Origin of the sequence: Streptomyces sp. NPDC057445 (assembly GCF_042802855.1) — a bacterium.
Taxonomy (GTDB): domain Bacteria; phylum Actinomycetota; class Actinomycetes; order Streptomycetales; family Streptomycetaceae; genus Streptomyces.
The window spans coordinates 68,367-94,857 of the sequence record NZ_JBHVDH010000015.1 but is presented as its reverse complement, the minus strand read 5'-3'; the positions used below and the strand labels follow the sequence as shown (position 1 = coordinate 94,857).

26 protein-coding genes and 2 pseudogenes are annotated in these 26,491 nt (G+C 73.0%); 12 read left to right on the top strand and 16 right to left on the bottom strand.

The features are described from left to right. The first annotated feature begins 18 nt into the window (after positions 1-18). Positions 19-1,671 (top strand): DEAD/DEAH box helicase, encoded by a 1,653-nt coding sequence (locus ACFU5O_RS26535; protein WP_384244377.1) that lies wholly within the window; start codon positions 19-21, stop codon positions 1,669-1,671. A gap of 913 nt (positions 1,672-2,584) precedes the next feature. Here ACFU5O_RS26535 and ACFU5O_RS26530 read toward each other — a convergent pair. From ACFU5O_RS26530 to ACFU5O_RS26515, 4 genes are read right to left on the bottom strand one after another with little or no spacing between them, the layout of a single operon-like run. Continuing rightward, the gene (locus ACFU5O_RS26530) at positions 2,585-3,634 is read right to left on the bottom strand and encodes an NAD(P)H-dependent flavin oxidoreductase (protein ID WP_384244376.1); all 1,050 of its coding nucleotides are present in this window, start codon (positions 3,632-3,634) and stop codon (positions 2,585-2,587) included. Then, positions 3,634-4,380 (bottom strand): CoA-transferase subunit beta, encoded by a 747-nt coding sequence (locus ACFU5O_RS26525; protein WP_384244375.1) that lies wholly within the window; start codon positions 4,378-4,380, stop codon positions 3,634-3,636. Before ACFU5O_RS26525 ends, ACFU5O_RS26530 begins: the two co-directional genes overlap by 1 nt. Further along, entirely contained in the window at positions 4,377-5,228 is an 852-nt protein-coding gene (locus tag ACFU5O_RS26520; protein ID WP_384244374.1) for a CoA transferase subunit A, read from the bottom strand. The genes ACFU5O_RS26525 and ACFU5O_RS26520 overlap by 4 nt, the downstream gene beginning before the upstream one ends. Further along, positions 5,225-5,974 carry an enoyl-CoA hydratase family protein gene (locus ACFU5O_RS26515; protein WP_384244373.1) on the bottom strand — a complete coding sequence of 250 codons (750 nt, stop codon included), beginning with the start codon at positions 5,972-5,974 and terminating at the stop codon, positions 5,225-5,227. Before ACFU5O_RS26515 ends, ACFU5O_RS26520 begins: the two co-directional genes overlap by 4 nt. A gap of 66 nt (positions 5,975-6,040) precedes the next feature. On the opposite strand from ACFU5O_RS26515, the gene ACFU5O_RS26510 reads away from it, so the two are divergent. Both ACFU5O_RS26510 and ACFU5O_RS26505 read left to right on the top strand, forming a co-directional pair. Continuing rightward, on the top strand, positions 6,041-6,817 hold the full coding sequence (locus ACFU5O_RS26510) for an SDR family oxidoreductase (protein ID WP_384244372.1): 777 nt from the start codon (positions 6,041-6,043) through the stop codon (positions 6,815-6,817). Then, complete coding sequence (locus ACFU5O_RS26505; protein WP_384244371.1) at positions 6,807-7,736, top strand: SDR family oxidoreductase; 930 nt, start codon at positions 6,807-6,809, stop codon at positions 7,734-7,736. Before ACFU5O_RS26510 ends, ACFU5O_RS26505 begins: the two co-directional genes overlap by 11 nt. Here ACFU5O_RS26505 and ACFU5O_RS26500 read toward each other — a convergent pair. Together ACFU5O_RS26500 and ACFU5O_RS26495 are read right to left on the bottom strand one after the other, a co-directional pair. Further along, positions 7,712-8,062 (bottom strand): hypothetical protein, encoded by a 351-nt coding sequence (locus ACFU5O_RS26500; RefSeq protein ID WP_384244370.1) that lies wholly within the window; start codon positions 8,060-8,062, stop codon positions 7,712-7,714. The two genes, ACFU5O_RS26505 and ACFU5O_RS26500, sit on opposite strands and share 25 nt — an antisense overlap. A gap of 165 nt (positions 8,063-8,227) precedes the next feature. Continuing rightward, positions 8,228-8,698: a MarR family winged helix-turn-helix transcriptional regulator gene (locus ACFU5O_RS26495; RefSeq protein ID WP_384244368.1), complete on the bottom strand. Its 471-nt coding sequence runs from the start codon at positions 8,696-8,698 to the stop codon at positions 8,228-8,230. A 120-nt stretch (positions 8,699-8,818) separates the two neighbouring features. Between ACFU5O_RS26495 and ACFU5O_RS26490 the strand changes: the two genes are divergently transcribed. From ACFU5O_RS26490 to ACFU5O_RS26470, 5 genes are all read left to right on the top strand, one after another. Then, positions 8,819-9,127 carry an MFS transporter gene (locus ACFU5O_RS26490; protein ID WP_384244367.1) on the top strand — a complete coding sequence of 103 codons (309 nt, stop codon included), beginning with the start codon at positions 8,819-8,821 and terminating at the stop codon, positions 9,125-9,127. Positions 9,128-9,318: 191 nt separating this feature from the next. Then, positions 9,319-10,236 carry a hypothetical protein gene (locus tag ACFU5O_RS26485; protein ID WP_384244366.1) on the top strand — a complete coding sequence of 306 codons (918 nt, stop codon included), beginning with the start codon at positions 9,319-9,321 and terminating at the stop codon, positions 10,234-10,236. 243 nt (positions 10,237-10,479) lie between these two features. Next, entirely contained in the window at positions 10,480-10,872 is a 393-nt protein-coding gene (locus tag ACFU5O_RS26480) for a ribonuclease domain-containing protein (protein ID WP_384244365.1), read from the top strand. A 550-nt stretch (positions 10,873-11,422) separates the two neighbouring features. After that, positions 11,423-12,526 carry a TauD/TfdA family dioxygenase gene (locus ACFU5O_RS26475; RefSeq protein ID WP_384244363.1) on the top strand — a complete coding sequence of 368 codons (1,104 nt, stop codon included), beginning with the start codon at positions 11,423-11,425 and terminating at the stop codon, positions 12,524-12,526. Continuing rightward, positions 12,523-13,098: a phosphonate degradation HD-domain oxygenase gene (locus tag ACFU5O_RS26470; protein WP_384244362.1), complete on the top strand. Its 576-nt coding sequence runs from the start codon at positions 12,523-12,525 to the stop codon at positions 13,096-13,098. Before ACFU5O_RS26475 ends, ACFU5O_RS26470 begins: the two co-directional genes overlap by 4 nt. A gap of 142 nt (positions 13,099-13,240) precedes the next feature. On the opposite strand, the gene ACFU5O_RS26465 is transcribed toward ACFU5O_RS26470, so the two are convergent. From ACFU5O_RS26465 to ACFU5O_RS26430, 8 genes are all read right to left on the bottom strand, one after another. Beyond that, positions 13,241-13,996 carry a GntR family transcriptional regulator gene (locus ACFU5O_RS26465; RefSeq protein WP_384244361.1) on the bottom strand — a complete coding sequence of 252 codons (756 nt, stop codon included), beginning with the start codon at positions 13,994-13,996 and terminating at the stop codon, positions 13,241-13,243. A gap of 12 nt (positions 13,997-14,008) precedes the next feature. Further along, the gene (locus ACFU5O_RS26460; protein WP_384244467.1) at positions 14,009-14,656 is read right to left on the bottom strand and encodes an HAD family hydrolase; all 648 of its coding nucleotides are present in this window, start codon (positions 14,654-14,656) and stop codon (positions 14,009-14,011) included. A gap of 14 nt (positions 14,657-14,670) precedes the next feature. Next, positions 14,671-15,747: an ABC transporter ATP-binding protein gene (locus tag ACFU5O_RS26455; protein WP_384244359.1), complete on the bottom strand. Its 1,077-nt coding sequence runs from the start codon at positions 15,745-15,747 to the stop codon at positions 14,671-14,673. After that, on the bottom strand, positions 15,747-16,610 hold the full coding sequence (locus tag ACFU5O_RS26450; RefSeq protein WP_384244358.1) for an ABC transporter permease: 864 nt from the start codon (positions 16,608-16,610) through the stop codon (positions 15,747-15,749). Before ACFU5O_RS26450 ends, ACFU5O_RS26455 begins: the two co-directional genes overlap by 1 nt. Continuing rightward, a complete protein-coding gene (locus ACFU5O_RS26445; RefSeq protein WP_384244357.1) occupies positions 16,598-17,527 on the bottom strand; it encodes an ABC transporter permease in 930 nt (309 codons plus the stop codon). Before ACFU5O_RS26445 ends, ACFU5O_RS26450 begins: the two co-directional genes overlap by 13 nt. 7 nt (positions 17,528-17,534) lie before the next feature. After that, positions 17,535-18,755, bottom strand: a complete 1,221-nt coding sequence (locus ACFU5O_RS26440) for an ABC transporter substrate-binding protein (protein ID WP_384244356.1) — start codon at positions 18,753-18,755, stop codon at positions 17,535-17,537. Positions 18,756-19,986: 1,231 nt separating this feature from the next. Beyond that, complete coding sequence (locus ACFU5O_RS26435) at positions 19,987-21,558, bottom strand: ankyrin repeat domain-containing protein (protein WP_384244354.1); 1,572 nt, start codon at positions 21,556-21,558, stop codon at positions 19,987-19,989. A gap of 24 nt (positions 21,559-21,582) precedes the next feature. Next, complete coding sequence (locus ACFU5O_RS26430) at positions 21,583-22,497, bottom strand: hypothetical protein (RefSeq protein WP_384244353.1); 915 nt, start codon at positions 22,495-22,497, stop codon at positions 21,583-21,585. Positions 22,498-22,735: 238 nt separating this feature from the next. On the opposite strand from ACFU5O_RS26430, the gene ACFU5O_RS26425 reads away from it, so the two are divergent. Continuing rightward, on the top strand, positions 22,736-23,509 hold the full coding sequence (locus tag ACFU5O_RS26425; RefSeq protein WP_384244352.1) for a S1 family peptidase: 774 nt from the start codon (positions 22,736-22,738) through the stop codon (positions 23,507-23,509). A 144-nt stretch (positions 23,510-23,653) separates the two neighbouring features. Here ACFU5O_RS26425 and ACFU5O_RS26420 read toward each other — a convergent pair. Continuing rightward, a pseudogene (locus tag ACFU5O_RS26420) lies at positions 23,654-23,815 on the bottom strand (hypothetical protein); the annotation flags it as partial. Between the two features lie 127 nt (positions 23,816-23,942). Next, positions 23,943-24,122 (bottom strand): annotated as a pseudogene (locus tag ACFU5O_RS26415) (beta-galactosidase); the annotation flags it as partial. A gap of 174 nt (positions 24,123-24,296) precedes the next feature. Here ACFU5O_RS26415 and ACFU5O_RS26410 point away from each other — a divergent pair. The 3 genes from ACFU5O_RS26410 to ACFU5O_RS26400 are packed head-to-tail and all read left to right on the top strand — an operon-like array spanning position 24,297 to position 26,481. After that, the gene (locus tag ACFU5O_RS26410) at positions 24,297-25,184 is read left to right on the top strand and encodes a helix-turn-helix domain-containing protein (protein WP_384244351.1); all 888 of its coding nucleotides are present in this window, start codon (positions 24,297-24,299) and stop codon (positions 25,182-25,184) included. Positions 25,185-25,195: 11 nt separating this feature from the next. Next, positions 25,196-25,519, top strand: coding sequence for a chorismate mutase (locus ACFU5O_RS26405; protein ID WP_384244349.1), 324 nt, complete (start codon positions 25,196-25,198; stop codon positions 25,517-25,519). Continuing rightward, positions 25,516-26,481, top strand: a complete 966-nt coding sequence (locus ACFU5O_RS26400) for an asparaginase (protein ID WP_384244348.1) — start codon at positions 25,516-25,518, stop codon at positions 26,479-26,481. Before ACFU5O_RS26405 ends, ACFU5O_RS26400 begins: the two co-directional genes overlap by 4 nt. The last annotated feature ends 10 nt before the right edge of the window (positions 26,482-26,491 follow it).

The following is a 26,491-nucleotide window of genomic DNA, read 5'->3' as shown; positions in this document are numbered from 1 at the left end:
CAGGAAGGTAATTCAGCAATGACTCGCTCCGAACGCCCCGCTTCCGGTCCGTCCCGGGGACGCCCGTCGAGATCCCGTGGGGGTGCTGCCGCGAGGACTGCCGGGAGAGGCGCTCCGAAGGCCGCCGCGAAGACCTCGGCCCGCCCGGCCGCGCGCTCGGCCGAATTCGCCGTACCGGAGACCGTCACACCCGCACTCCCCGCGGTCGAGGCGTTCGACGAGCTCGACATGCCCGCGGCGCTGCTGAAGACCCTCGCCGCGCAGGGCGTGACCGAACCCTTCCCGATCCAGGCCGCGACTCTGCCGAACTCCCTCGCCGGCCGCGACCTCCTCGGCCGTGGACGCACGGGGTCCGGCAAGACCCTCTCCTTCGGTCTCGCGCTGCTCGGCCGCACCGCCGGCCGGCGGGCCGAGTCCGGAGCGCCGCTCGCCCTGGTCCTCGTGCCCACCCGTGAGCTCGCACAGCAGGTCAGCGACGCCCTCACGCCGTACGCGACCGCCGTCAATCTGCGCCTGGCGACGGTCGTCGGCGGAATGTCGATCACCAAGCAGGCCGCTGCGCTGCGACGCGGCGCCGAGGTGCTCGTGGCGACGCCCGGCCGTCTGAAGGACCTGATCGAGCGTGGTGACTGCCGGCTGGGACAGGTCGCGATCACGGTCCTCGACGAGGCCGACCAGATGGCGGACATGGGCTTCATGCCGCAGGTCACCGCGTTGCTGAAGCAGGTGGAGCCGGGCGGGCAGCGCATGCTGTTCTCGGCCACGCTGGACCGCAACATCGACCGGCTGGTCCGGCAGTTCCTGAGCGACCCCGTGGTCCACTCGGTCGACCCTTCCGCCGGTGCGGTGACCACGATGGATCACCACGTCCTGTACGTCGCGGACGAGACGGACAAGAAGGCGGTCACGACGCGTATAGCCGCTCGTGACGGCCGGGTCATCCTCTTCCTGGACACCAAGCGGTCCGTCGACCGGCTCGTCAAGCGGCTGCTCGCCAGCGGAGTACGAGCGGCGGGACTGCACGGCGGCCGTTCGCAGCCGCAGCGCAACCGCACCCTCGACCAGTTCAAGAACGGTCAGGTCAGCGCGCTGGTGGCGACCAATGTGGCGGCCCGTGGCATCCACGTCGACGACCTGGACCTCGTGGTGAACGTCGACCCGCCGATGGATCACAAGGACTATCTGCACCGGGGCGGGCGCACCGCCCGGGCCGGCGAGTCGGGCAGCGTCGTGACGCTCGTACTGCCGGAGCAGAAGCGCGAGATGACGAGGCTCATGTCGGACGCGGGCATCAGCCCGCGGACCGCCAGGATCAAGTCCAGCGACGAGGAACTCACCAGGCTGACCGGGGCGCGTGAGCCGTCCGGTGTGGCCGTCACCATCGAGGTGCCGCAGCCGCAGCAGCCGGCCGCCCAGTCGCGGCCGAAGCGCAGGCGTACGCCGAGCGGCACCGGGCGCACCCAGTCCGGCGGCGGCCAGAACGCTCGCGCCCAGTCCGCGGGCGGCCAGACGGGCGGCGGCCAGCCGGGCCGCGGCCAGGCTGCCGGCCGTGGCCGTGCGGGCCGTCCCGAGGGCACCCGTTCCGAAGGTGGCCGCACCCAGCCGGGGCGGGGCCGTGCGTCCGGCGCCGGCCGGGGTACGGGCGGCGGCCGACGGGCGGCTGCCCGGTAGTTCGCGGGGCAGGAAACCGGGCGTCCGCCGTCGATGCGGCAGCCCGGCGAGTACGGCCGGAGTCCGCGTTCCCCTCAGGTCCAGGTCGCCCGGCCGGTGAGCGGAAAGCCGGAGCCGCGCAGCCGCGGCCGAAGCGCAGGCGTACGCCGAGTGCGACCGGGCGTGGCCAGGCGGGGTGCATCGGTCCGGCGGTGGTGAACGCTCGCGCCCAGTGCGCGGGTGCCAGACAGGCGGTGGCCAGGCGGGCCGCGGCCGGGCTGCCGGGCGGTGGCCTGCGCGGGCCGTGTCAAAGGCGCTGGTTCCGGGCGTGGCCGTGCGGGCCGGTGAGCGGAAAGCCGGAGCCGCGCAGTCGCGGTCGAAGCGCATGTGTAAGCCGAGCCCGACCGGGGGTGGCCAGGCGGGGTGCATCGGTCCGGCGGAGGTGAACGCTCGCGCCCAGTGCGCGGGCGGCCAGACAGGCGGTGGCCAGGCGGGCCGCGGCCAGGCTGCCGGGCGTGGCCTGCGCGGGCCGGTCTGCCGGGCGTGGCCGTGTGAGCCGTGCCGAGGGCACCCGTTCCGAGGGTGGCCGACCGGCCGGGGCGGGGCCGTGTGCCCGGCGCCGGACGGGGTGCGGGCGGAGGCCCGCTCGTTCGCCGAGGGTGGCCATGGTCTGCGCGGGCCCGGCTGTCGGGCGTGGCCGTGCGGGCCGTGTCGACGGCAGCTTGTTCCGGGGGTGGCCGACCCGGCCGGGGCGGGCCGTGTCGAGGGCACCCGTTCCGTGGGTGCCGCGCCCGCCGGGGCCGGGCGGCTGCCCGGTCGTCCGACGGGGCGGAACCCGTGGCCCCCGGCGCAGCCGGAGTCCGCAGGTCCGGCTTCCGGCCCCGGACCCGCGGACGCACCAGTACCGCCGCCCGCCGGACCGGAGAGCCCGCTCTCACTCCGGGACCGGCAAGGTGCGGAGCACCTGCTCGGCCTCCGACATCACCCGTGTGACCAGCTGCGCACAGCTGGGGAGGTCGTCGATCAGCCCCGCGACCTGGCCGGATGCCATGACGCCCAGGTCCGTGCGGCCGTCGACCATGGACGCCTTCAGGAGCATCGGGGTGTTCGCTGCGAGCAGGATCTGGCTCCAGGACAGCTCCTTCCCGTGCCGCATCGCGAGTCCGTCGCGGATCATCGCGGCCCAGGACAGCCCGGAGAGCTTTCTGAAGCCGGCGGCCCTGCGCACCGCGTGCAGGAGGGCCCGGCCGCGGCCGGACCGTTCCAGCGTCTCGACGAGTTCCGTGCGGAGCATGCGGTGCGGCAGCCCGTCGACCGCCGTGGTGACGGTGACGTCCTTGACGGACGCCGCGAGATAGCGGGCCTTGACGGCCTCCGGGACGGTCGAGTCGGAGGTGAGCAGGAAGCGGGTACCCATCGCGATGCCCGCGGCCCCGTAGGCGAGAGCCGCCACCAGCCCACGCCCGTCGTGGAAGCCGCCCGCCGCGATCACCGGGATGCCGACCGCGTCCACGACCTGCGGCAGCAGCACGGTCGTCGCGACGTCACCGGTGTGCCCACCGCCCTCGCCGCCCTGCACGACGACCGCGTCCGCTCCCCACGCCGCGACCTTCTCGGCGTGGCGGCGCGCACCCACGGACGGGATGACGACGACGCCCGCGTCCTTGAGCTCGGCGATGAGTTCGCGTGACGGCGCGAGGGCGAAGGAGGCGACGCGTACCCCTTCGTCGATGATGATCCGTACCCGCTCCCGGGCATCCCCGGCGTCGGCGCGCAGATTGACCCCGAAGGGCGCGTCCGTACGTGATGTGACCTCGCGCACGGCCTGCCGCAGCTGTTCGGTGGTCATGGTCGCGGAGGCGAGGATGCCGAGCGCCCCTGCCCTGGCGGACGCGGAGACGAGTCTGGGTCCCGCGACCCACCCCATGCCGGTCTGCACGATGGGGTGCTCGACCCCGACGAGCCTGGTGAGCGCGGTCTCCATCAGGACCTGACCTCGCGGTCACGGGCGCCGGCCGGGTCGATGACCTCACGGATGAGGCGCAGTTCCGTGCCGCTCGGTTCCCGGGTGTACGGGACGTCGTCGCCGACCACCAGATCGAAGCCGGTGGCTTCCACGACCTCCTCGACGGTCACGCCCGGGTGCAGGGACGCCAGCCGCATCGCACGGCCCGGGGTCTCGAAGTCGAAGACCCCGAGATCGCTCACCACACGCGGGATACGGTGGAAGCGGGCCCCTGCCGCGTTGTCGTAGCCGACGCCGCTGACCATGTCGACCTGCTCCACGAAGACCCGGGCCGAGTGCCGGGGCACCCAGTAACTGACGGGATTGTTGAGGGTGTTGACGGGCGCGCCGCGTACTCCGAGGAGCTGGCGCACCGGCCGGGCCCAGTCGCCGATGCAGGAGATGTTCTGGTTGCCGAACCGGTCGATCTGGCTCGCGCCCATCATGACGTGGCGTCTGCCGCCGGTGACCATGGTGAGGTGGCGGCGGTACGGCAGCCAGCCCTCGACCGTGCCGTCGAGGCCGACGAGCAGGGCCTCGCCGTCCGTCAGCAGGAGATCGGGGGAGAAGGTCCGCTTGGCGAGGCGCGCGCCGATGGACGGGACCACTCCCATGGGACTGGCCAGCACCTCGCCGTTGTCGCGCCAGGCCTCCGCGCAGCCGATCACGCAGTACTCGGACCGGGTGGGCGGGGGAATCGGGGCACGTCCGACGCCGGCGCTCATCGCTGCTCCTTGTGCCAGGCCTGCACGGCCGACTGGTAGGCGTGTTCGTCCGGTCCTGACAGGAAGCGCTCGGCGAACTCCCGCCAGGGCGTGGTGGCGTACAGCTTCTGGAAGTCCTCGTCGCGGGCGTGGTCGGGGGCGCAGGAGGTGAAGTGCGCGCCGTTCGGGGCCTCGACGACTCCGGTGACGCTGTGCCGGCTGACGAGAAGGGTCTGCGGGGCGGCGTCCTTGGTCAGTTCGGCCGTCTCGACGAGCCGTTCGCAGGAGATGTACGCCGCGTCCGCCGCCTCGCAGTAGAGGTCGTCGAAGTACGGATCGGGGCCCAGGTACTGGCCGTTGCCGAGCCGGTCGGCGCGGTTCATGTGGACGAGCGCGGCGTCCATGCGCAGGGCGGGTACGGCGACGAACTCCTCGCCGTCCTCGTACGGGGAGACGACCGTCCGCAGCCCGGGGTTGACGCGCATCACGTCCGAGCCGAGACCCGCCCGTACCGGCAGGAACGGCAGCCGGTTGGCGGCGGCGTGCAGACCCCACATGAACATGGCCTCGTCGAGCTCCGTCATCTCGAAGGCGCCACGCTCGCGGGCAGCCCGGAAGTGCGGCTCGAGCGGGATCGAGTCGAGGGTGGCGAAGGGCGCGACGAGCCTGCGGATGCGGCCCGCCGCGGCGAGGAGGCCGACGTCCGGGCCGCCGCAGGAGACGACGGTGAGATCGCTGATCCCGCTCCGGAGCAGTGCTCTGACCAGGGCCATGGGCTTGCGGCGCGAGCCCCAGCCGCCGATGCCTATCGTCATCCCGCTGCTCAGACGGGACACCGCCTCTTCGGCCGTCATCGTCTTGTCGGTCACGGCTGTTGTTCCTTCCCGAACGTGTCACGCACGCGGTCCGCGGTCCCGCTGAGACCGGCCTCGAAGGTGAAGCCCTGCTCGAAGCGGTAGCTGCGGCGTACGTCGACGGGGTCGATGCCGTTGATGGCGGCCTTGGCCAGCCGGATGAGGTGGCCGTCCTTCCGCGCGATCTCGCGGGCCAGCTCCAGGGCCGCGGCACGCAGTTCGTCGCGCGGTACGACCTTCCACACCGAGCCGTGGGCGTGCAGTTCTCCGGCCGTCGCCGTGCGCGAGGTGTAGTACAGGGCCCGCATCAGGTGCTGCGGGACGAGACGGGCGAGATGGGTTGCCGCACCGAGCGCGCCCCGGTCCAGCTCCGGCAGCCCGAAGGTGGCGTCGTCGGAGGCCACGATCGCGTCGGCGTTACCGACGAGGCCGATCCCGCCGCCCAGACAGAATCCTTGCACGGCTGCGACGACGGGGACCTCGCACTCGTACACCGCGGCAAAGGCCTCGTAGCAGCCGCGGTTGGCGCCGATCAGCGCGTGGTGCGAGGTGTCGCGCTGGAGCTCCTTGATGTCGACGCCCGCGTTGAAGCCCCGGCCCGCGGCTGCCAGCACGACGCATCGGATCTCCGGGTCGCGGCCGGCGGCGCGGACGGCGTCGGAGAGGTCGTACCAGCCTTGTACAGGAAGGGCGTTGACGGGCGGGAAGTCGACCGTGACGACGGATATGCCCTTCTCCGGGCTTGCGGTGGAGACACCCATGGGCGGATCAGCTACCTTTCCACCAAACGTTTGTTAGGTGTTGCTCGGTGAGGAAGGTAGCAGCCCATGGAGCTGGACGGGAGGGTCACCGTCGTCACCGGCGGCACGCGGGGCGTCGGCGCGGGGATCGCACGGGCGTTCCTCGCCGCCGGGGCGGAAGTCGTCGTCTGCGCCCGCAGACCGCCCGACGCACCGGTCGAAGTGGCGGGGCGGGCCGCGCACTTCGTGCCCGCCGACCTGCGGGACACCGGCGCCGTGGACGCTCTCTTCGCCGGGGTCGTACGGCGCCACGGGAGGCTCGACACCCTGGTCAACAACGCCGGCGGAACGCCCTACCGGCTGCTCGATGAGGCGGAGGCGCAGAGGCACGCCCGGGTGGTGGAGCTGAATCTGCTGGTGCCGATGACCACGTCGCTGGCGGCGTACGAACATCTGCGCGCGGCACGGGGCTCCGTCGTGATGATCGGCAGCGTGAGCGCGACCCGGCCCTCCCCCGGGACCGCGGCGTACGGGGCCGCGAAAGCGGGTCTGGAGAACCTCGCGCGGTCGATGGCGGTGGAGTGGGCGCCGGAGGTCCGGGTGAACACGCTGGTGCTCGGCATGGTCCGTACGGAGCTGTCCTCTCTGCACTACGGCGACGAGGCGGGCGTCGCGGCGGTCGGCCGCACGGTGCCGCTCGGCCGGCTGGCAGAGCCGGACGAGATCGGCGACGCGGCCGTGTTTCTCGCGTCCGGGCGGGCCGGGTATGTGAGCGGGGCGTCGCTGCTCGTGCACGGAGGCGGGGAGCGTCCCGCGTTCCTGGATGCCACAACTGTCAACAAGGAGAGCCGAGATGGCCGCTGAGCCGACTTCCGGGATCTGCGCGGGCCGGGTGGTGGTCGTGACGGGCGCGGGCAGGGGGCTCGGGCGGGCGCATGCGCTCGCCTTCGCGGCGGAGGGGGCGCGCGTCGTGGTGAACGACCTGGGCGTCGGCCTCGACGGGTCCGGTGCTTCGGGTACGCCCGCGGGGCGCGTCGTCGAGGAGATCCGGGCGCGCGGGGGCGAGGCCGTTGCGCACGGCGGCGACATCGCCACCGCGGAGGGCGCGCAGTCGCTGGTGGCGGTCGCGCTCGGATCCTTCGGCCGGCTCGACACCCTGGTCAACAACGCGGGCTTCCTCCGTGACCGGATGCTGGTCAACCTGGACGAGGACGACTGGGACGCGGTGATGCGGGTCCATCTGAAGGGCCACTTCCTGCCGTTGAAGCACGCGGCGGCACACTGGCGCGCCGAGTCGAAGGCGGGCCGTGAGGTGGCGGCCAGGGTCGTCAACACATCCAGCGGCGCGGGCCTGCTGGGCTCGGTCGGCCAGGGCAACTACAGCGCGGCGAAGGCGGGCATCGTCGGCCTGACCCTGGTCGCGGCGGCGGAGATGTCCCGCTACGGCGTCCAGGTCAACGCGATCGCGCCGGCGGCGCGTACCCGTATGACCGAGCAGACCTTCGCCGACACGATGGCGGCGCCGCCGGGGTCCGGCGCCTTCGACGCGATGGCCCCCGGGAACGTCTCGCCACTGGTCGTCTGGCTCGGCTCCGCGGCGTCGGCCGGCGTGACCGGCCGCGTCTTCGAGGCCGAGGCGGGCCGCATCACCGTCATGGAGGGCTGGCGCCCGGGCCCCACGGCGGACAAGGGCGCCCGCTGGACCCCTGCGGAGGCGGGCGACGCGGCCCTGAAGCTGCTGGAGTCCGCGGAGCGGCCTCAGGGGGTGTACGGGGCGCGGTAGCCGGTGCGGAGGTCCTGGCCCGGTCCGCGTTGGTGTCGCGCGCGGGCACGGCCGGGGCGGGCTCGTCGCACACGGTCCCGGGCGCGGCCCCGGCGTGTCAGGGCCAGGGCGCGCACCCAAGGGGCGAGGCGTTCGCCGGGGGCGAGGCCGGTGCGCCAGTAGCGGTAGACCGTGACCCGCTCGACGCGGACATGGTCCGCGGCGATCAGGCAGGCCGCCGGGCAGGTGCCGCCCACGTCGGCGTCGAACGCGACAAGGGCACGGGGCGGCTCGCCCAGGCAGGCCGCGGCCGTCGCCGCCTCGACGGGCGTCGGCGGCCGGAACACCGGGTCCTGGAACGTTGTCGGGCACCTCACCAACGACGTGCCGGTGAAGACGACTTCCAGATGGTGGGCGTAGGTGAGTCGTGCCTGCGGCGAGCCGCAGCGTGGACGACTCGCACGCGACGATGTCCCGGTCCCACCACGGTCCCTCCGGCCGCCGCAGCTCCGTCATGTGTGCAGCCGCTGCGTCGCAGCCCGCTGACGCTCGTTCGACCCCTCGAGGAAGCGGGCCACCACCGCCAGCTCGTCGGTGGTGAACTCCTCGTAGAGCTCGGCGACTTCACGCGCCCAGTCGTCGAAGAGCGGGGCGAGCTCCGCGAGCTTCTCCGGGCGGGACTCGACGAGCACCCGGCGTTTGTCCGTGGGGTGCTTCACGCGGCGGACGTAGCCCTTGGCCTCCAGGCGGTCGACCAGGCCGGTCACCGAGGCCGGGGCCAGGCCCGAGCGTTCCGCGAGGTCCTTGGCGGTCAGGGGGCCGTGGCGCTGGAGGAGGTCGAGGGACTTCGTCTCCGTGGGGCCGAGTCCCTGCTTCGCCGCGACCGCCGTGTGGAAGGCGACGGCCGCCGCGCTGGAGTCCCGCCCCGCGGCGGTCAGAGCCGCGATCACCTCGGCCCGTCGTGAGCTGTCGTCCCTGGTCATGACGGCAGCCTAGCAAATTATTTCGTTCGGGCGAACGAAGTGCTTGCGGACCCGCCCGGCTCCGTGCCAGCCTTTCGTTAGTCCGAACGAAATAAATTGCCGAGGACTCGGGGAGTCAGGATGACCGCGACAACGACCGGCACCGCCGCCGCACCCCCCGCGGCACTCCACCCGCGCCGCTGGGCCGCAGCCGCCGTCATGATGGTCGCCGCGCTGATGGACCTTCTGGACGTGACGATCGTCAATGTGGCGATCCCGTCCATCGGCCGCGACCTGGGCGCATCCGAGAGCGCCCTGCAGTGGACGGTCTCCGCCTATCTGCTCGGCTTCGCCGCCACGCTCATCGTCTCCGGGCACCTGGTCGACCGGTACGGGCGAAAGGCGCTCTTCCTCTGCGGCACCGCGGGTTTCGGCATCGCGGCGGCCTGACGGACGCGCTGTCGACGGCGATGCCCTGGGTGGTCGGGGCGTTCGAGCTCTGCGCCGCACTCTGTCCGGCCCTGCCGCGCACCGCGGCAGCGCAGCACGACTAGTTCGACGTCGAGCAGCGGCTCGACGGGCGGATACCGCCCTGGTTCCACCCCGGTTGTCAGTCGTACCCCCGTCCAAGGAGGCTTTTCATGAACGCGAAGAAGCTGCGTACCGCCGTGCTCGTCGTGGCCACGCTGATGGCCACCGGCCTCGCCGCGCCGGCGGTGAACGCCGCACCCGGGCACGGGGCCCGGACACCCGTCGAGCAGGGCGCCAGGCCGGCGCTCGACGTCACGGCGGGTGGCGGCGACCTGGCCGCGCCGGACACCGCGCGCCCCGGCCCCGCCACGTTCCGGGTGACTGCGACGGACCTGAGGTCGGGTCATGTGGGGCTCGTCCGGCTGCGCGAGGGCGCCACGCTCGACGCGTTCCGCACCGGTCTGCGCAAGGCCTTCTCCGACGATCCGGCCGTCGTCGTCGAGGGCAACAGGGAGGTGACTGCTCAGGCCGAACTGGTAGGCGGTGCGCTGACCTTGCCCGGAAGTCCCGGGTCGTTCAGCCTGGTGCTGCGGCCCGGTACGTACCACCTGCTCGAGTACCGGGACTTCCAGGACGGCACCGTGCCGGCGGGGCGGGAGCGCATCCGTGCGCTCACGGTCTCCGGGACCCCGCACGGCCGGCTGCCTTCGGCCGACGCGACGGTCGTCTCGGAGACCGTTCCCGGAGAGGGGCCCCGCTTCCGGGCGCCGGGCCGACTCCGGGCGGGGGAGCGCGTCCGCTTCGTCAACTTCATGGGCGAACAGGTCAACGAAGCCGTCTTCTACAAGCTGTTCCCGGGCAAGACGGACGCGGACGTCCAGAAGTTCTTCACCGGCCCTGACTGGAACGACCTGCCCTTCGATCCGTCGGCGAACGTCGGCAGCCCGCCGCTCTCGCCCGGCCGCTCCACCGTGCTCGCGATGACGCTCACGCCGGGCCGGTGGGCGCTGGTCACCTGGGTCGGAAGCGCTGTCGACGGCGGCAAGCTGGCCGCCCGGGGCATGCACACCGTCATCACCGTCCAGTAGCGGCGCGGTCGCCGCGAGCCGGGCTTCCCGTCGGCCTTCCGGGCCGGGCGGGAAGCCCGGCTCCCTGCGCGGACGGCGGACGCCGGCCCGGCACGGAAGGCGCGGGCACATCACCGATCCGGCCACCGCGCAAGGGCGTTCGCGCGTCGGGTCGGTGATGGCCGGGTGATGGAGGTGAACTGCACGAGAACTCCCCAGGATTGACATTGACACGTCAATGTCTACGCGCGTCATCATGAGCCCATGCGAATCCCCCCACGGATCACATTGCTCGGCGGCGCTGCCGCCCTCGTCTCGGCGCTGCTCGTCGGCGGCCCCGTGACGGCCACCGCGACCGCAGCCCCCACCGCGGTCGGTGACATCTGCTACTCCGACCTGCCCTCCCAGGCCCATGACACGCTCCAGCTCATCGCGTACGGGGGCCCGTTCCCGTACTCGCAGGACGGAACGGTCTTCGGGAACCGGGAGCGAGTCCTGCCGGACCGGTCGAGCGGCTACTACCACGAGTACACCGTCAAGACGCCCGGCTCCTCCACACGCGGCGCCCGTCGGATCGTCACCGGCGAGTCGGCGCAGGAGGACTACTACACCGCCGATCACTACAGCACGTTCGACCTGGTCGACTACGACTGCTGACCGCCGCACAGCCACCACCCCACCCCGTGCCGCCGGCCCTTCCCGCTTCCTGGCCGGCGGCACGGCCATGTACCTCGTCCGCCTGGCGCGCATGACGCCGCGCGGCGCGGGCGACGCGCGGAGGGGGCCCCGGAGCCCGTCGCGCCCCGCATCAGTGGCGGGTGGACCGGGCGCGCACCGAGCATCCGTGACCTCGGACGCGGCCGGAGCTCGTGGGGTCCGAGCGTCCTGCCCTCGGGCGGACCCTCGGCTGAGCGCGCGGGGTCTGAGTGTCCCTGACCTCAGGCGGCGCCCGCAGCGTCCCTGACCTCGGACGGCGCCCCCGGCCTCCCCCTCGGACGGCGCTCGCAGCGTCCCTGACCTCGGACGGCGCCCCCGGCCTCCCGGCTTCGCGGGGCGCGGGACGGCACCGGCCTCCAGGAGTCCACGCGTCACCTCTCGGGCACCGGCGCGCCTTCGCGCCGTCCATCTCGCCGTAACCCCGGCGTCATTCCCGGCTGCGAGGCTCCCGGCAGTGAAGAAGTTGTCTGTACAACTTGGAGTTCCGCTGATGCCCTCCCTCGCGTCCGCCCCGCCGCTCTGGCTGCGCGACAACTGCCCGTGCCCGGACTGCCGGGACCCCCGCAACGGCCAGAAGCTGTTCCAGATCACCGAACTGCCCGCCGGTCTCGCCGTCGGCACCGTCCAGGACGCGACGACAGAGGACGGCGCCCCCGCCCGCGAAGTCGTCTGGACCCCCGACGGACACCGTTCCGTCTATCCCGAGACCTGGCTCGGCGCCCATCTCCCCGGCGCGCCCGCGGCCCCCGGCGACGGCCGTACCGAGGACGACAAACACCTGTGGGACGCGGCCGGCCTCGCGGACCGGATCCCCGAGGCCGACTGGGCCGCGTACAGCGCCGACCCCGCAGCCAGGGCCGACGCACTCGAGGGCGTGATGCGCCTCGGCTTCGTCCTTCTGCGCGGCGTCCCCGTCCGCGACCGCCAGGTCCTCGACGTGGCACGGACCTTCGGGTTCGTGCGCGAGACGAACTACGGCGAGCTCTTCGAGGTCCGCGTAGAGGCGGACCCCAACAACCTCGCCTTCACCGGTGCCCGCATCACCCCGCACACCGACAACCCGTACCGGGACCCGGTGCCCACCCTCCAGCTGCTGCACTGCCTCACCAACGCGGCCCGCGGCGGCGACTCCGGCCTCGTCGACGGCTTCCACGCCGCCGCCCTGCTGCGGGCCGAGGACCCCGAGGCGTACGACGTCCTCACCCGCGTCCCCGTACCGTTCGCCTTCGCCGACGCACACACCGACCTGCGCGCCCACCGGCCGCTGATAGGCACCGACCCGGCCGGCCGGATCCGGGAGATCCGCTTCAACAACCGTTCCATCGGCACCCTTCGCCGGCCCGCCGCAATCCTGGACGCGTTCTACGCCGCCTACCGCCGCTTCGGCGAGCTGCTGCTCCGCCCCGAGCTGCAGCTCGACTTCCGGCTCACCCCCGGCGACTGTCTGATCTTCGACAACACCCGGCTGCTGCACGCCCGTACGGCCTTCGCCGAGTCCGGTGACCGCCACCTCCAGGGCGCCTACGCCGACATCGACGGCCTCGCCTCCACACTGGCCGTACTCCGCCGCGACCTTCAGGAAGGTGCCGTATGACCGGCCACGCGAATCCTCTCGACACCCTCGCCGAGCTCTTCGAAGGAGAAGGCAGCGCGGAGTACTTCGGTGAGGCCGTCACCCAGGCCGAGCACATGCTCCAGGCCGGCGCGCTGGCCGAGGCGGCAGGGGCTCCGCCGCACCTGATCGCCGCCGCGCTGCTGCACGACGTCGGCCACTTCCAGGGCGCCGTCACGGGCCGTGACCTGATGGAGAACGGCACCGACAACCGGCACAGCCACACCGGGGCCGACTGGCTCGACCGGTGGTTCGGCCCCGAAGTCACCGAGCCCGTACGGCTGCACGTCGCCGCCAAACGCTATCTGTGCGCCGTCGAGCCGGGCTACTTCGCACTGCTCTCCGAGGCGTCCGTGCACACCCTCCGGGTCCAGGGGGGCCCGATGACGGATGAGCAGGTACGGGAGTTCGAGGCGCACCCGGGGGCGCGTGACGCCGTCGCCGTACGCCGCTGGGACGAGCAGGCGAAGGACCCGGAGATGGCGACGCCAGGCTTCGCCCACTTCCGGTCGCTGCTGGAGCGGCTCCTGCGGCCGCAGGTGGGCACCGGCTGAGCCTCACATCACCCGCGACGCCGTGACGACGGCCGAGGCCGGGACCCCCGAGGGGTCCCGGCCTCGGCCGTCGTCACGGTGTGAGGTGTCAGGTGTGAGGTGCGCGGCGGGTGTTGCGCTGCGGGTGGGGCGCGGCGTGCGCTCAGGGGTTGAGCCGCCGCCCCAGCGCACTCGTCGCCGTCGAACTCTGCATCGTGAACGCCACCGTGCCCGGCAGATAGCGGTCCTGCGACCACTCGACCGGCGCCCCCGTGGGGTCGGTGGAGTGCCGGCGTTCCCGCAGCAGCGACTGACCCGCCCGGCAACCGAGCAGCTCGGCGTCGTCCTCGTCCGCCGGCACCAGGTCGATCGTGTGCCGGGCATCCGCGAACAGCACGCCGTGCAGCTCCAGTTGCTCCGAGTACGAAACCGTGTCCAGCGGCATCCCCGCCACCAGCTCCCCGATCCGTTCCGGGTACGTCGTCCGCTCCACCATCACCGGCGAACCCGAGAGCGTACGCAGCCGCCGCACCCGGTACACGAACGCGCCTTCCGGGAGGCGCAGCTTCTCCGCCTCCTCCTCGCTCGCCGTGACCCGGTCGAGCGCCACGACGCGGCCACCCGGCTCCTCGCCCAGTGACCTCGCCCAGCGGGTGAACGATCTCAGTTCACCGAAGCTGTGCAGCCGCGGGCCGCCCAGCACCACCCGGCGCGTCCCGCGCCGTGAGGTGATCAGCCCGTCGGCGCGCAACGAGGCGAGCGCCTGACGGACCGTACCTCTGGACACGCCGTAACGGCGGGCCAGTTCGTCCTCCGCGGGCAGCTTCGCCCCGGAGCCGTACTCGCCCGCCGTGATGGCGGTACGCAGATCGGCGGCGACCTTCAGATACAGCGGCGTCCTCTGCCGTCCTTCACTCACGCGCACACCCTGTCATGTCGTCGTGTCGCCATGCCATCGGACCAGCGAGCTCAGCAGCTCAGGGTCCACCTCGGTCAACGACCCCGCCACCGTCACCCCGTCGGCCTCGGCGAGGGGTTCGGTCGACGGTACGGCCAGCACCCGGCAGCCCGCGGCGACCGCGGACGCCACCCCGGCAGGGCTGTCCTCCACGGCGACGCACTGCCGCGGATCGGCGCCGAGCGCCGCGGCGGCGGCCAGATACGGATCGGGCTCCGGCTTCGTCCTTACGGTGTCCTCGGCCCCGAACAGCGCGTCGAAGCGGTGCCCGTCCAGCGTCCCGGCCACCTGCTCGACGACCGCCCGCGGCGACGCCGACACCAGCGCCGTCGGCACCCGACGGGCGCGCAGCGCGGCGAGCAGCCGCAGCGCGCCGGGGCGGGGCACGGCGGCCGCCGCGAGCCGGGCGGCGAAGTCCGCGCCCAGCTCCGCGGCGAGCTCCCCCTCCGCCGCCCCCAGGTAGGTGTGCAGCATCGCCGCGGTGTCCTCGACCGAGCGGCCGGTCACGGCCTTGCGCCGCTCGGCGTCCAGGGCGCGTCCACGCCGCACCGCCGCCGACTCGACGACATCGAGCCAGACACCCTCGGTGTCGACGAGCGTTCCGTCCATGTCGAACAGCACCGCGCGCAAGCCGGTCACTCCGCCCCGCCCCGCGCCGCGACGAGCACGGGGCGCTCCTGCGGGCGTACGGAGACGGCGGTGCCCGGCGTCAGCGCGGCAGCCGTGTGCGTGGGCACATCCGCCTTCACGGACGTGCCGTCGGCGAGGACGACGCGCACCCGGGTGGTGGGACCGTGGAAGGCGCCACCCGTCACCCGGGCCGTACCGCCCTCGTCCGCCGTCACATCGAGCGCCTCCGGCCGGATCAGCGCGTGGACGTCACCCGGCGCGGGCGCCGAGCCCTCCACCGGCAGCCGGGCGCCGAGCACCTCCACCACGCCGCCGTCCACGGCCAGCGCCGGTATCCGGTTCATCGTGCCGATGAACTCGGCGACGAAATCCGTCGCGGGACGGGCGTACAACTCCGTTGGAGCGGCGCACTGTTCCAGCCGTCCCTGGTTCATCACCGCGACCCGGTCGGCCATCGACAGGGCTTCCTCCTGGTCGTGCGTGACGAACACGGTGGTGATGCCCAGTTCCAGCTGGAGCCGGCGGATCTCCTCCCGCAGGGTCACGCGCACCTGTGCGTCCAGCGCCGACAGCGGCTCGTCGAGCAGCAGCAGCCGGGGGCGCAGCGCCAGCGCGCGGGCCAGCGCGACACGCTGCTGCTGGCCGCCGGACATCTGGTGCGGGAAGCGGTCGCCGTGGCCGGGAAGCCCGACGAGCTCCAGCAACTCGGTGGCACGGGCCCGCCGTTCGGCACCGGAAACCTTGCGCATCCGCAGTCCGAAGGCCACGTTGTCGGCGGCCGTGAGGTGCGGGAAGAGGCTGTACGACTGGAACACCATCGCCGTGTCACGGCGGTTGGCGGGCACCGGCACGATGTCGTCGCCGTCCAGCAGCACCTGTCCTTCGTCCGGCTGCTCGAAGCCGGCCAGCACCCGCAGCGCGGTGGTCTTGCCGCAGCCGGAGGGGCCGAGCAGGGCGAGGAGTTCGCCGGGAGCGACATCCAGGTCGAGGCCGTCGAGCGCGACGGTGGCACCGAACGTGCGGCGCAGTCCGCGCAGTTGCAGGGCCGCGCCGGTGCGTACCGGTGCGTCGGGCGAGGTCATCAGGAGGTCTTTCCTTCGGGGGTACGGGAGGTACGGGGCCTGCGGGAGGCACGAGGCGTACGCCGGCCTCCGCCCAGCGTGGTCAGGGCCAGCAGCAGCACCCAGGTGAGCAGCAGACTGAGCAGCGACACGGCCACCGAGAGCCGCGCGTCGGAGCCGGACGCCTGCACGATCCAGACCGCGAACGGCTGGAACCCGAGCAGCGAGGCGACGGTGAACTCGCCGAGCACCAGGGCGAGGGTGAGGAACGAGGCGTTCAGCAGCGCGGCCCGCAGATTGGGCAACACGGCCGAGAGGAGGGCCCGCGGCCAGGACGCGCCGCAGTCACGCGCGGCCTCCACCAGCGTGCGTACGTCGATCGAGCGCAGCCCCGCGTCCAGTGCCCGGTACACGAAGGGCAGGGCCATCACCGCGTACGCGAGGACGAGTACGAACGGGAAGCCGGGATTCTGCACGGCCACGAACGTCTGGTACAGCGGCGTCGTGGACAGTTTCTCCGGCCCCCAGCGCAGCACCGTCTGGAGCCCGGCGGTCAGCGCCACGGGCGGCACCACCAGCGGCAGCGTGCACACCACTTCGAGCACCGGCCGCAGTCGCGGGGCCGCGAGCCGGGCGGCGACCGCCGCCGGGACGGTGATCAGCAGGACGAGGACGACGGTGGCCACGGCGAGCCCCAGCGACAGCAGCAGGCTGCCGGTGAAGCCGGGCGCGACGACGATCCTCGTGTACGAGGACAGGGTCAGCCCCTGGCCGGGGACGTCCAGGGTGAACACGGCGGACGCCAGCAGCGGCACCAGGAAGTACAGCGCGGCCACGAGCAGGACGGCGGCGCGCCCCGGCCGGACAACACCTATCCGAGCCATCGGGTGCTCCTTCGCTGAAGCGGCAGATGAACGGCCATCACCAGGGCGGCGACCAGCACCATGTCGAGGCTGAGCGCGAGCGCCACGTTCTCCTGACCGACGAGGACGTTGCCGGAGAGCGCGTCGGCTATCTGAAGGGTGACGAGTGGCACCGAACTGCCGACCATCGCCGCGGCGGTGGCGTACGCCGCGAAGGCGCTGCCGAAGAGCAGAACGAACCCGCCGAGCAGCGTCGGCAGCAGTACGGGCAGGCCGACATGGCGCCAGTACTGCCAGGTGGAGGCACCGCAGTCGCGGGCCGCCTCGCGCCACTGGACGCGCAGCCCGTCGAGCGCGGGTGCCACGGTCAGCACCATCAGCGGGACGAGGAAGTACAGATACGTCAGGGCCAGTCCCCAGAAGCCGTAGAGCGACCAGCCGTGCCGGTCGAGGCCGAGCCCCGTGGTGAGGACGCCCGCGTTGCCGAGTGTGGCGACGAAGGCGAAGGCGAGCGGTACGCCACCGAAGTTGGCCAGCACTCCGGAGGCGGTGAGCACGGCCTCGCGCAGCGCCCGGCCGCGGGAGGTGACGACGGCCTGGGCGAGCAGCAGCCCGAAGAGCGTGCCCGCGGCGGCGGTCAGCGCGGAGAGCTTCACGCTGCCGATGAGGGCGGTGCGGTAGGCGCCGTCGACCGAGCGGGTCACATTGCCGAGGCCGTAGCCGTCGGCCGCGCCGGTGGCGGGGTCGGTGACGGTGAAGGCGCCGTCGGCCATGGCCAGGGCGGGCAGCCCGAAGGCGACGGCGACGACGAGGAGCAGCGGTACGGCGGACAGCCAGGCCAGGGACCGCCGACGGGGCCCCCGGCGGGGGCCCGCGCCCGCGCCGTCGGCCGGTGCGTGACCGGACGAGGCGCGGGCGGGGGAGTCGAGCAAGGTCATCGGCGGATCACCCGGAGACGGCCGCGGCCCAGCCCTGCGAGAGGGTCTCCTTGGCCTTGGCGGTCTGCTGCTCGGTCGGGAACTTCGGGGTGCCCTCGACGACCGGGAGTGCGGCCGCGGCCGCCTTGTCGACGGTGCCGTCAGCGGTCATCGCCGGCATCAGCACCGGCCGGGCGTGGCCCTTGAGCCAGAGGTTCTGGCCCTCGGCGCTGTACAGGTACTCCTGCCACAGACGCGCGGCGGCGGGGTGCGGGGCGTCCTTGTTGATCGCCTGCGAGTAGTACTGGGCGTAGACGCCGTCGGACGGGACGACGGTCCTCCAGTCGATGCCCTTGGCCTTGAACTGCTCGGCGTAGCCGGAGTTGAGGTAGTCCCAGTCGATGCTGATCGGGGTCTCGCCCTTCTCGACCGTGGCCGGGGTGGACTCGACGGGGTTGTAGTTGCCGTTCTTCTTCAGCTTGCCGAAGAAGTCGATGCCGGGCTGGATGTCGTCGAACGAGCCGCCGTTGGCGAGGGCCGCCGCGTAGACACCGCCGAACGCGGAACCGGACTTGGTGGGGTTGCCGTTGAGGGCGACCTTGCCCTTGTACTCGGGCTTGAGCAGGTCGGCGAAGGTCTTCGGGCAGGTCTTGACGCGCCCGGCGTCGCAGCCGATGGAGACGTAGCCGCCGTAGTCGTTGAACCAGCGGCCCTGCGCGTCACGCTGGGTCTCGGGGATCTTGTCGAAGGCGGTGACCTTGTACGGGGCGGTCAGCACCTGCGCGGCGGCGGCCTGTGCGAAGGAGGCGCCGAGGTCGAGCACGTCGGGGGCGCGGTCCTGGCCCTTGCGGGACTTCACTGCGTTGATCTCGTCCTGGCTGGAACCGTCGGGGTTCTCGACGTTCACCTTGATGCCGTACTTGGCGGTGAAGCCGTCGATGATCGCGCCGTAGTTCGCCCAGTCGCGCGGGATGGCGATCGCGTTGAGCGTGCCCTCCTTCTTCGCGGCGGCGACCAGTGCGTCCATCCCGCCCGCGTCGGCTGCGGACGCCGCGGTCGCGATGTTCTTTCCGTCGGCGGTGGTCGATGCCTTGGTGGGTGCGGCGCCACAGGCGGTGAGCGTCAGAGTGATACCGAGAGCGCCGACGATAGCGGCGGCGCGGGCAGGGCTGGTCACGCGTACTCCAGGAGGGAATGCGAGGCGGGGCCAAAGCTGTATGGACAACTGTTGTCCATACAACTCCGTCATTACGGGGGGCGGGGATGTCCCGACGGTGAACACGAGGCGTCGCCCGCGATGCGATTACCGGGCGGCTAGGAGTGCGACGCGACACCGGGGGCCGGGCGCCCCTCCGCCGACCGGCGGACCCGTGGGGGGAGCCCCCGCCCCGACCGGTGCGGCCCACCTGCCGCCCCGCCGCGGTTGCTCCGCGGCTTGCTGTCGCCCGCTCGCGGCGTGATGGGTGTCGGTCGCGCGGTCGCGCGGGGTGGCGCTGCTGCTCGTCCGGCCTTGGTCTGTTTGCCGGTTGGGCGTGGGACGTGCCTGGCTGCGTGCGCGTGGGCCGGTTTGCCTGCTGGGTGGTGGAGGGGACTGCTCTCCGGCTTGCTGCCGACCCGCTCGTGGCGTGGTGGGTGTCGGTCGCGCGGTTGCGCGGGGTGGCGCCGTTGCTCGTCCGGCCTTGGTGTGCTTGCGGGTTGGGCGTGGGACGTGCCTGGCTGCGTGCGCGTGGGGTGGTTTGCCTGCTGGGTGGTGGAGGCGGTTGCTCCGCGGCCTGCTGTCGCCCGCTCGCGGCGTGATGGGTGTCGGTCGCGCGGGGTGGCGCTGCTGCTCGTCCGGCCTTGGTCTGTTTGCCGGTTGGGCGTGGGACGTGCCTGGCTGCGTGCGCGTGGGCCGGTTTGCCTGCTGGGTGGTGGAGGGGACTGCTCTCCGGCCTGCTGTCGCCCGCCCGCCTTGTGGTGGGTGTCGGTCGCGCGGTCGCGCGGAATGGCGCCGTTGCTTGTCCGGCCTTGGTGTGCTTGCGGGTTGGGGCGGGACGCCCCGACCCACGGTCCGCTTCACAGAGGTACCTGCGGTCCACCTGCCCCGTTGGGTGGTTGGCGCGCCCTGTCTGCTCGCCGCGGGCCGGCGGTGCGGCCTCCGGCCCGCGGGATGTCCGCCGTCCGGTCGCCGGGTGCTCTGATGCCTGTCTGGACGCTGCCGGGCTGCTCCCCTCCGTCCGCGTCGCCGTCGGCCCGCTCGGCCCCTCCGCCTGGGAAGGTCGCTTCGCGGAGGGCCGTGCACCGCCTGATTGCTGGGTGAAGGTCCCGCCGACCCGCCCGCCGGGATGGGGCACGCGCATGCCCACGCCCGCCGCGCAGGCCAATGTGCGCCCGGATCCCCGTGCTTGGGCGCGGCCTCTGCCGTCGGGTCCGCGGGCCGCCGGCCGGGTGGTGGGAGGCGGCCTCCCGCGCACCCCGTCACGCGCCGCCCCTGGCGCCGGTCAGCGCGTGCGTCGCGGGCTCGTCGTCTCCAGCCGGCGCCTGGCGTGTTCGTCCTCGACGTACTCGACCGCCTGCTCGGCGGTGGAGTAGGCGTATCCCTCCGGGTCCTCGTCCTCCAGAATGCGGGTCAACGCCTCCACGGCCCGGTCGTCGTGACGCATCGCCAGCCCGCGAGCCGCCTCGGCCGCGATGTCCGGCACCTCGTCCGTGAGCCGGGCCGCGAGTGCCTCCCGTACCTCCGGACTGTCCGCCTCCGCGTCCGCCAGCGCCGTCGTCGACCAGTCCCTGACCCCTTCGTCGCCGTCGCGGGTGAGCCCGACCACCACGCCGATGCCGTCGGCGTGATTCCCGGGAACCAGACCGTGCAGCGCGACCGCCACCCCGAAGCGCACCTCGGGGTCCTCGTGCTCGGCGTGCCGCAGGATCTCCTCGACCCCCGCCGGATCACCCTGCTGTCCGAGCGCCGCCACGGCCGCCCGGATGACCTCGGGGTCGGTGGCCTCCCGCGCGAGCTCCCGCAGCAGCGGCACGGCCCGCGCCGACAGTCCGGCACGCCCGCCGGTCCCGGGGCCGATTCCGGCCGCGCCGGACCCGTCGGGCCGATCGGCGGACGGACCGGGTCCGTCTGCGCCGTCCGGGTCGCCCAGCCCCGCCAGGACGTCCGCGGCGAAGGTCTGCCGCAGGGGGTCCTCCGTTCCGCACCATGCCGCCGCGGCCCGGAACGTCTCCTCGTCGCCGCGTCGCTGCAGCACGCCCACCGCCTCGGTCCAGTCGTCCTGGTCCGGGTTCGCGCAGCGCAGCGCCCGCTCGGCGAGCTCCTCGGGAGGTGTCCGCACACCCAGCGCGGCCTCCAGCAGCGTGGCGACCGCCGCGTGCCCGGTCTGCTGCTCGGCCCCGGACACATGATCCCCGTCCCGGATCAGCTCGACGACCACGGTCGTCCCGCCGTCCTCGTCGACCCACCGCGAGACGGTCTCGTGGCCCTCGCCGTACGTCTCTGCGAGTTCCCTCCGCAGCTCCGCCTCGACGTCGCGGCCGAGCCACCGGCGGGCCTCCGCCAGCGCGTCCTCCGTGGGCCGGGCGCCGTGCCGCAGCAGGGCCCGTACGCAGGAAGGCGACCCGCGCCTGGCCGCCGTCACCAGCGGTGGCTCCCCGCCCGGCCCCGGCAGGTCCGGGTCCGCGCCCGACGCGAGCAGCAGGTCCACCACCTCGGTACGGCCGTGGGAGCATGCCCAGGTAAGGGCGCGGAGTCCCGGCGCCTCCTCCAGATCGGGACGCGCGCCCGCCGCGAGCAGGGCGCGCATCACCTCGGTGCGACCCCACACCGCGGCTCCGCACAGCGGCAGCTCGTCGCCTTCGGGACCGCTCGCCCGGTCGGGATCGGCGCCCGCGGCGAGCAGGAGCCGCACCATGCCCGTCCGGTTCTGCGCCGCGGCCGCGTACAGCGCGGTCTGCCCGTCGTCGTCGACCGCCTCCGCCGGGGCTCCCGCCCGCAGCGCCCGTACGACCGCGTCGTCGTCGCCCCCGTAAAGTGCCTCGAACAGCTCCCCGGTCAGGTCCTCGGTGCTCATATCGAAAACCCTACGGAACGCTCCTCAGGTGTCGCATTCGAGAACCGTCCGGCACAGCGCGCAACGGGCCCGCACCCGCCCCCGCACCGGCACTCGGATCCGCTGGTGGCACGTCGGACACGGGAACGACACCCGCAGCCCGCCTCCGGGCACCCGCTCGAACGCGTAGGTGGATCCGGGCCCCGTGCCAGGCCCCGGATGCCCGGGACCGCCAGGGTGGTCCTGTGCGTGGCGCCGGTCCTTCGCATAGCGCCGTCGCCCGTTCCAGCCCGCCGCCGACAGCGGCGGCTGCTGCCCGTCGCGCAGCGCCTGTGCCCTGCCCTTCGTGTAGGCCGTGTAGCCCTGCGGGCTGGTGAACCACACCGAGGGGTCCTCGTCGAAGACCAGGGCGCGCTTCGCGAGGACGTAGCCGAATTCCTCCGGAGTCAGATAGCCCAGCTTCTGGCTGGAGACCTCGTCCTCGCGGAACGCGTCGAGCAGCAGCCACCCCGCCCCGAGATACGTCGTCACCGTGTCCGTGAGGATCTCGTTGTCGCGCGTGCCGGGAAAGGAGAGCCCCAGCCGGTGCAGCAGCACATGTGTGATCTCGTGCGCGAGCGCCGCCCCGATGTCCCTGCGATGTCCTCGGAAGCGGTCGTTCAGCTCGATGAAGTACTCGGGGCCGGCGGTGAGTTCGACACTCGCCGCGTGCGTCATCTCCCGGAAGCTCACGACCATCCGAGCCTCGGGGAGCCTCAGCTGATGCACCAGCGCATGGGCCACCCGCTGCGCCCCGAGATGCAGATCGTCCTGGTCGCAGAAGGCCACGTCGGCGGGGGGAACGCTGCTCGCGTACGCCCGCACCCCGTCGTACGACAGCCGCTTGTGCAGCGCGGTGATGGCGGCCCGCACGGTGTCGAGATGCGGGTAGCCGTGTACCACCTCGCTGCCGTTCGTCACGCCCGTACCCCCTGCAGGTGCCGTACGAAGTCACCCTGAACGACGGTCGACCGCTCTCAACTCTACGGCGCACACCGGGCGTGCCGCGTTCCGGCACAGGTGCCTCACCTGGCCGAAAAGTGCGCCTTGTGGGCCCCCGTGCGCGCTCCTCATAATCCGGTTCACGCGTTGACGGGCCCATGTCACCCACTTGGGCTGTTTCCGCGTACCCAGCAACCCCCCACGAGAGAAGGCATACGTGAACAACAAGTTTGTACGTGCCCTCAAGAGATGCGCGGCCGCCGGTGCGGTCGTGCTCGCCGCGATCAGCCTCCAGCCGTCCTCCGCCTCCGCCGCCCCGCCGCCCGTCGTCGGCGGAACCCGCGCCGCCCAGGGCGAATTCCCCTTCATGGTCCGTCTCTCCATGGGCTGTGGCGGCGCGCTCTACACCAAGCAGATCGTGCTGACCGCCGCCCACTGTGTGAACGGCTCCGGCAACAACACCAGCATCACCGCCACCGCCGGGGTCGTGGACCTCCAGAGCTCCAGCGCCATCAAGGTGAAGTCGACCAAGGTCCTCCGGGCCCCGGGCTACAACGGCACCGGCAAGGACTGGGCACTGATCAAGCTCGCCCAGCCGATCAACCTGCCGACGCTGAAGATCGCGGAGACGACCGCGTACAACAACGGCACGTTCACCGTCGCCGGCTGGGGCGCCCGCTCCGAGGGCGGCGGCCAGCAGCGCTACCTGTACAAGGCCCAGGTGCCGTTCGTCTCCGACGCCTCCTGCTCGTCGTCGTACCCCGACCTCGTCGCGAACGAGGAGATCTGCGCAGGCTTCAACCAGGGCGGTGTCGACACCTGCCAGGGTGACTCCGGCGGCCCGATGTTCCGCAAGGACAACGCCGGCGCCTGGGTCCAGGTCGGCATCGTCAGCTGGGGCATCGGCTGCGCCCGGCCCGGCTACCCCGGCGTCTACACCGAGGTGTCCACCTTCGCCACCGCGATAAAGAACGCGGCAGCGACCCTGTAACGGGCTCCACGCACCAGGCGGGGCGGGGAGGCCACAGCGGACGCACGTCCTCCCCGCCCCGCTCCACTCCAGCACCCACACCTCGTTCGCGCCCCGGCGCAGCACCGGACCAGGGACGAAGAGGAACCGCTGCGGGCCCACGGCCCAGTAGCGGCCAGGACAGAAGCCGTTGACCCGGACGAACCCACGGGTCCGGCCGGGCAGCCCGAGCGCCGCGTCCCGGACGAGAGGGCACCTCCACGGCCGCCCGGTGCAGCCCCCGGATCGCCGCAGCCGTCCACCGCGCGGAACGGCACCCCCGCCCATGTGTCCGCATGGCCGAACGCGTCCAGCCGCAGCCCATGTGTCGCATCGCCGAACGCGTCCAGCCGCAGCCCATGTGTCGCATCGCCGAACGCGTCCAGCCGCAGCCCGCGCCCGGAAGCCGTGCGGCCGGCTCATGAAGACTCCACGGGACGTACGTCTCCACGCAGTTGAGCCCCAGGGCCCGCAGCATCGCCGGCCGGCCCCACTGCGCCTCCCGCACCCGGCAGCAGTGCAGCGCCCCCGACAGCAGCCGCACCGGCCACCCGCCCGGCAGGAAGTGCTCCTGACCGACCGTGAAACCGGCCACCGTACCCGCCCCTTCGCCACGGCACGCGCCCTTAGCCGCCCGGCCGCCCCCGGGCACCCGTACATCCCGGCCGAAACGCATGGCCACGATCGCCCTCTGGCGGCCAGGCCGTCCACGGACAAAGATCGGCACTGTTCGGACGCACGCGCAGCCCGAGCCGGCCGGGAGGGCGGGATGTACCACACCTGGATGCGCTACTTCACACCCAGCGCCGTGCACCACCGCCTCGGTCTGGTCTGCCTCGGCGTCGGACTGCAGCACGGAGCCCTGCCCACCGTCGGCCCCCGCACCCTCGACCACCATGTCGCCGTCCTGATCAGCGCCGGCGGCGGCTGGTACCGCGGCGCCGACGGCCGGCGCCTCACCGTCAGCGCCCCCGCCGTGCTCTGGCTCACCCCCGGCGTCCCGCACCACTACGCCCCCGACCCGGCCACCGGCTGGGACGAAGGCTTCGTCGACTTCTCGGGCCCCGCGACCGCCACCTACACCGAACTCGGCTACATCGAGCCCCAACGCCCCGTCGTCCCCCTCACCGACGCCACCCCCGCCCGCGCAGCCGTCGGCCGCATCGCCCGCGCCGCCCGCCGAGGCAACCCCCTGCTCGAGGTCGAGACCGGCGCCGCCGTCCATGAACTTCTCGTCGCCCTGCGCCGCGCCCGCGCCGACACGAGCCCCGACGGCGACCCCGTACTGCGGCTGCTCGCCCGCGACGCCTTCCAGCCCCTGACCGTCGCCGAACACGCGGCCCGCCACGGCATGACCTCCACCGAGCTGCGCACCGCCGTCCGCCGGGGCGCCGGCTGCGGCCCCAAGGACTACCTCCTCGGCATCCGCCTCGGACGCGCCAAGGAGCTCCTCGCCGCCACCGATCTTCCCGTCGCCGCCGTCGCCCGCCGCGTCGGCTACGACGACCCCGCCTACTTCTCACGGCTCTTCACCCGGCGCGTCGGCACCGCACCGGTCCGCTTCCGCGAACAACAGGGCCGCACCGTACCGGGAGGCTGGAGCAACCGCGTCCCGGATCCCGAACACCCCCCGACCATCGGGCCGGGAGCGACGTAAGCTCCCTCCCCATGACCACCAGCGAGCCCAACGGCATCGACGAGTCCGTACGCGCCGAGCTGACCCGGCTGCGCGAGAGCATCGACAACATCGACGCGGCCGTCGTCCACATGCTCGCGGAACGCTTCAAATGCACCCAACAGGTCGGCCACCTCAAGGCCGAGCACCACCTCCCGGCCGCCGATCCCGCCCGCGAGGCCCGCCAGATCGCCCGCCTGCGCCAGCTCGCGGAGAGCGCCAAACTGGACCCGGCGTTCGCCGAGAAACTGCTGAACTTCATCATCGCCGAGGTCATCCGGCACCACGAGACCATCGCCGACGGCGACCGCCCATGAGCCACGTCGTCGTCTTCACGCTCGGCGGGACGATATCCGCGCGGGGCGGCGAAGCGGCACGGATGACCGGCGCCGAGGTCCTGGCCGGGGCCGGCGTCCCCGTCACCGCCCAGGTCGAGCTGCGCGACTTCCGCAGGCTGCCCAGCTCCTCGCTGTCGTTCGACGACATCGCCGCGCTCGCCGGGGAGATCGAGGCGGTCACCTCGGCCGGATCCGCAGCGGTCGTGGTCCAGGGCACCGACACCCTGGAGGAGACCGCCTTCCTGCTCGACCTGCTCTGTACGGCGCCGGTGCCGGTCGTCGTCACCGGGGCGATGCGCCGCCCCGACCTGCCGGGAGCGGACGGCCCCGCCAACCTGGCCGGGGCGATCGCGGTCGCCGCCGACCCCGGCTGCCGGGGCCTCGGGGTGCTCGTGGTGTCCGCCGACGAGATCCACGCCGCGCGTCATGTGCGGAAGACCCACACCACCTCGATCGCCACCTTCGCGTCGCCGGGCGCGGGGCCGCTGGGCACCGTCGTCGAGGGACGGCCACGGATACTGCTGCGCCCGGCGCGGCCCCCGGCCGAAAAGCCTCTGGCCCTGCGGCGCACGGTCCGGGTGGCCCTGGTCACCCTCACGCTCGGGGACGGCGGCGAACTCCTCGAGGCCGTCGACGACCGATTCGACGGCCTGGTGGTGGCGGCCTTCGGCGCGGGCCACGTCCCCACCTGGCTGGTCGGCCCGCTGGAGCGGCTGGCCGCCCGGATCCCCGTGGTGCTGGCCTCCCGCACCGGCGCGGGCGCCCTGCTCAGCCGGACCTACCGGGGCCCCGGCTCCGAGTACGACGTCCTCTCCCGCGGGCTGCTCTCCGCGGGCCACCTGGACGCCCCCAAGGCGCGGCTGCTGCTGCACGCACTGCTCGCGGACGGCGCCGGCCACGACCGGGTCGCGCGCACGTTCCACACCGTCGCGGAAGGCTGAGACCACGCTC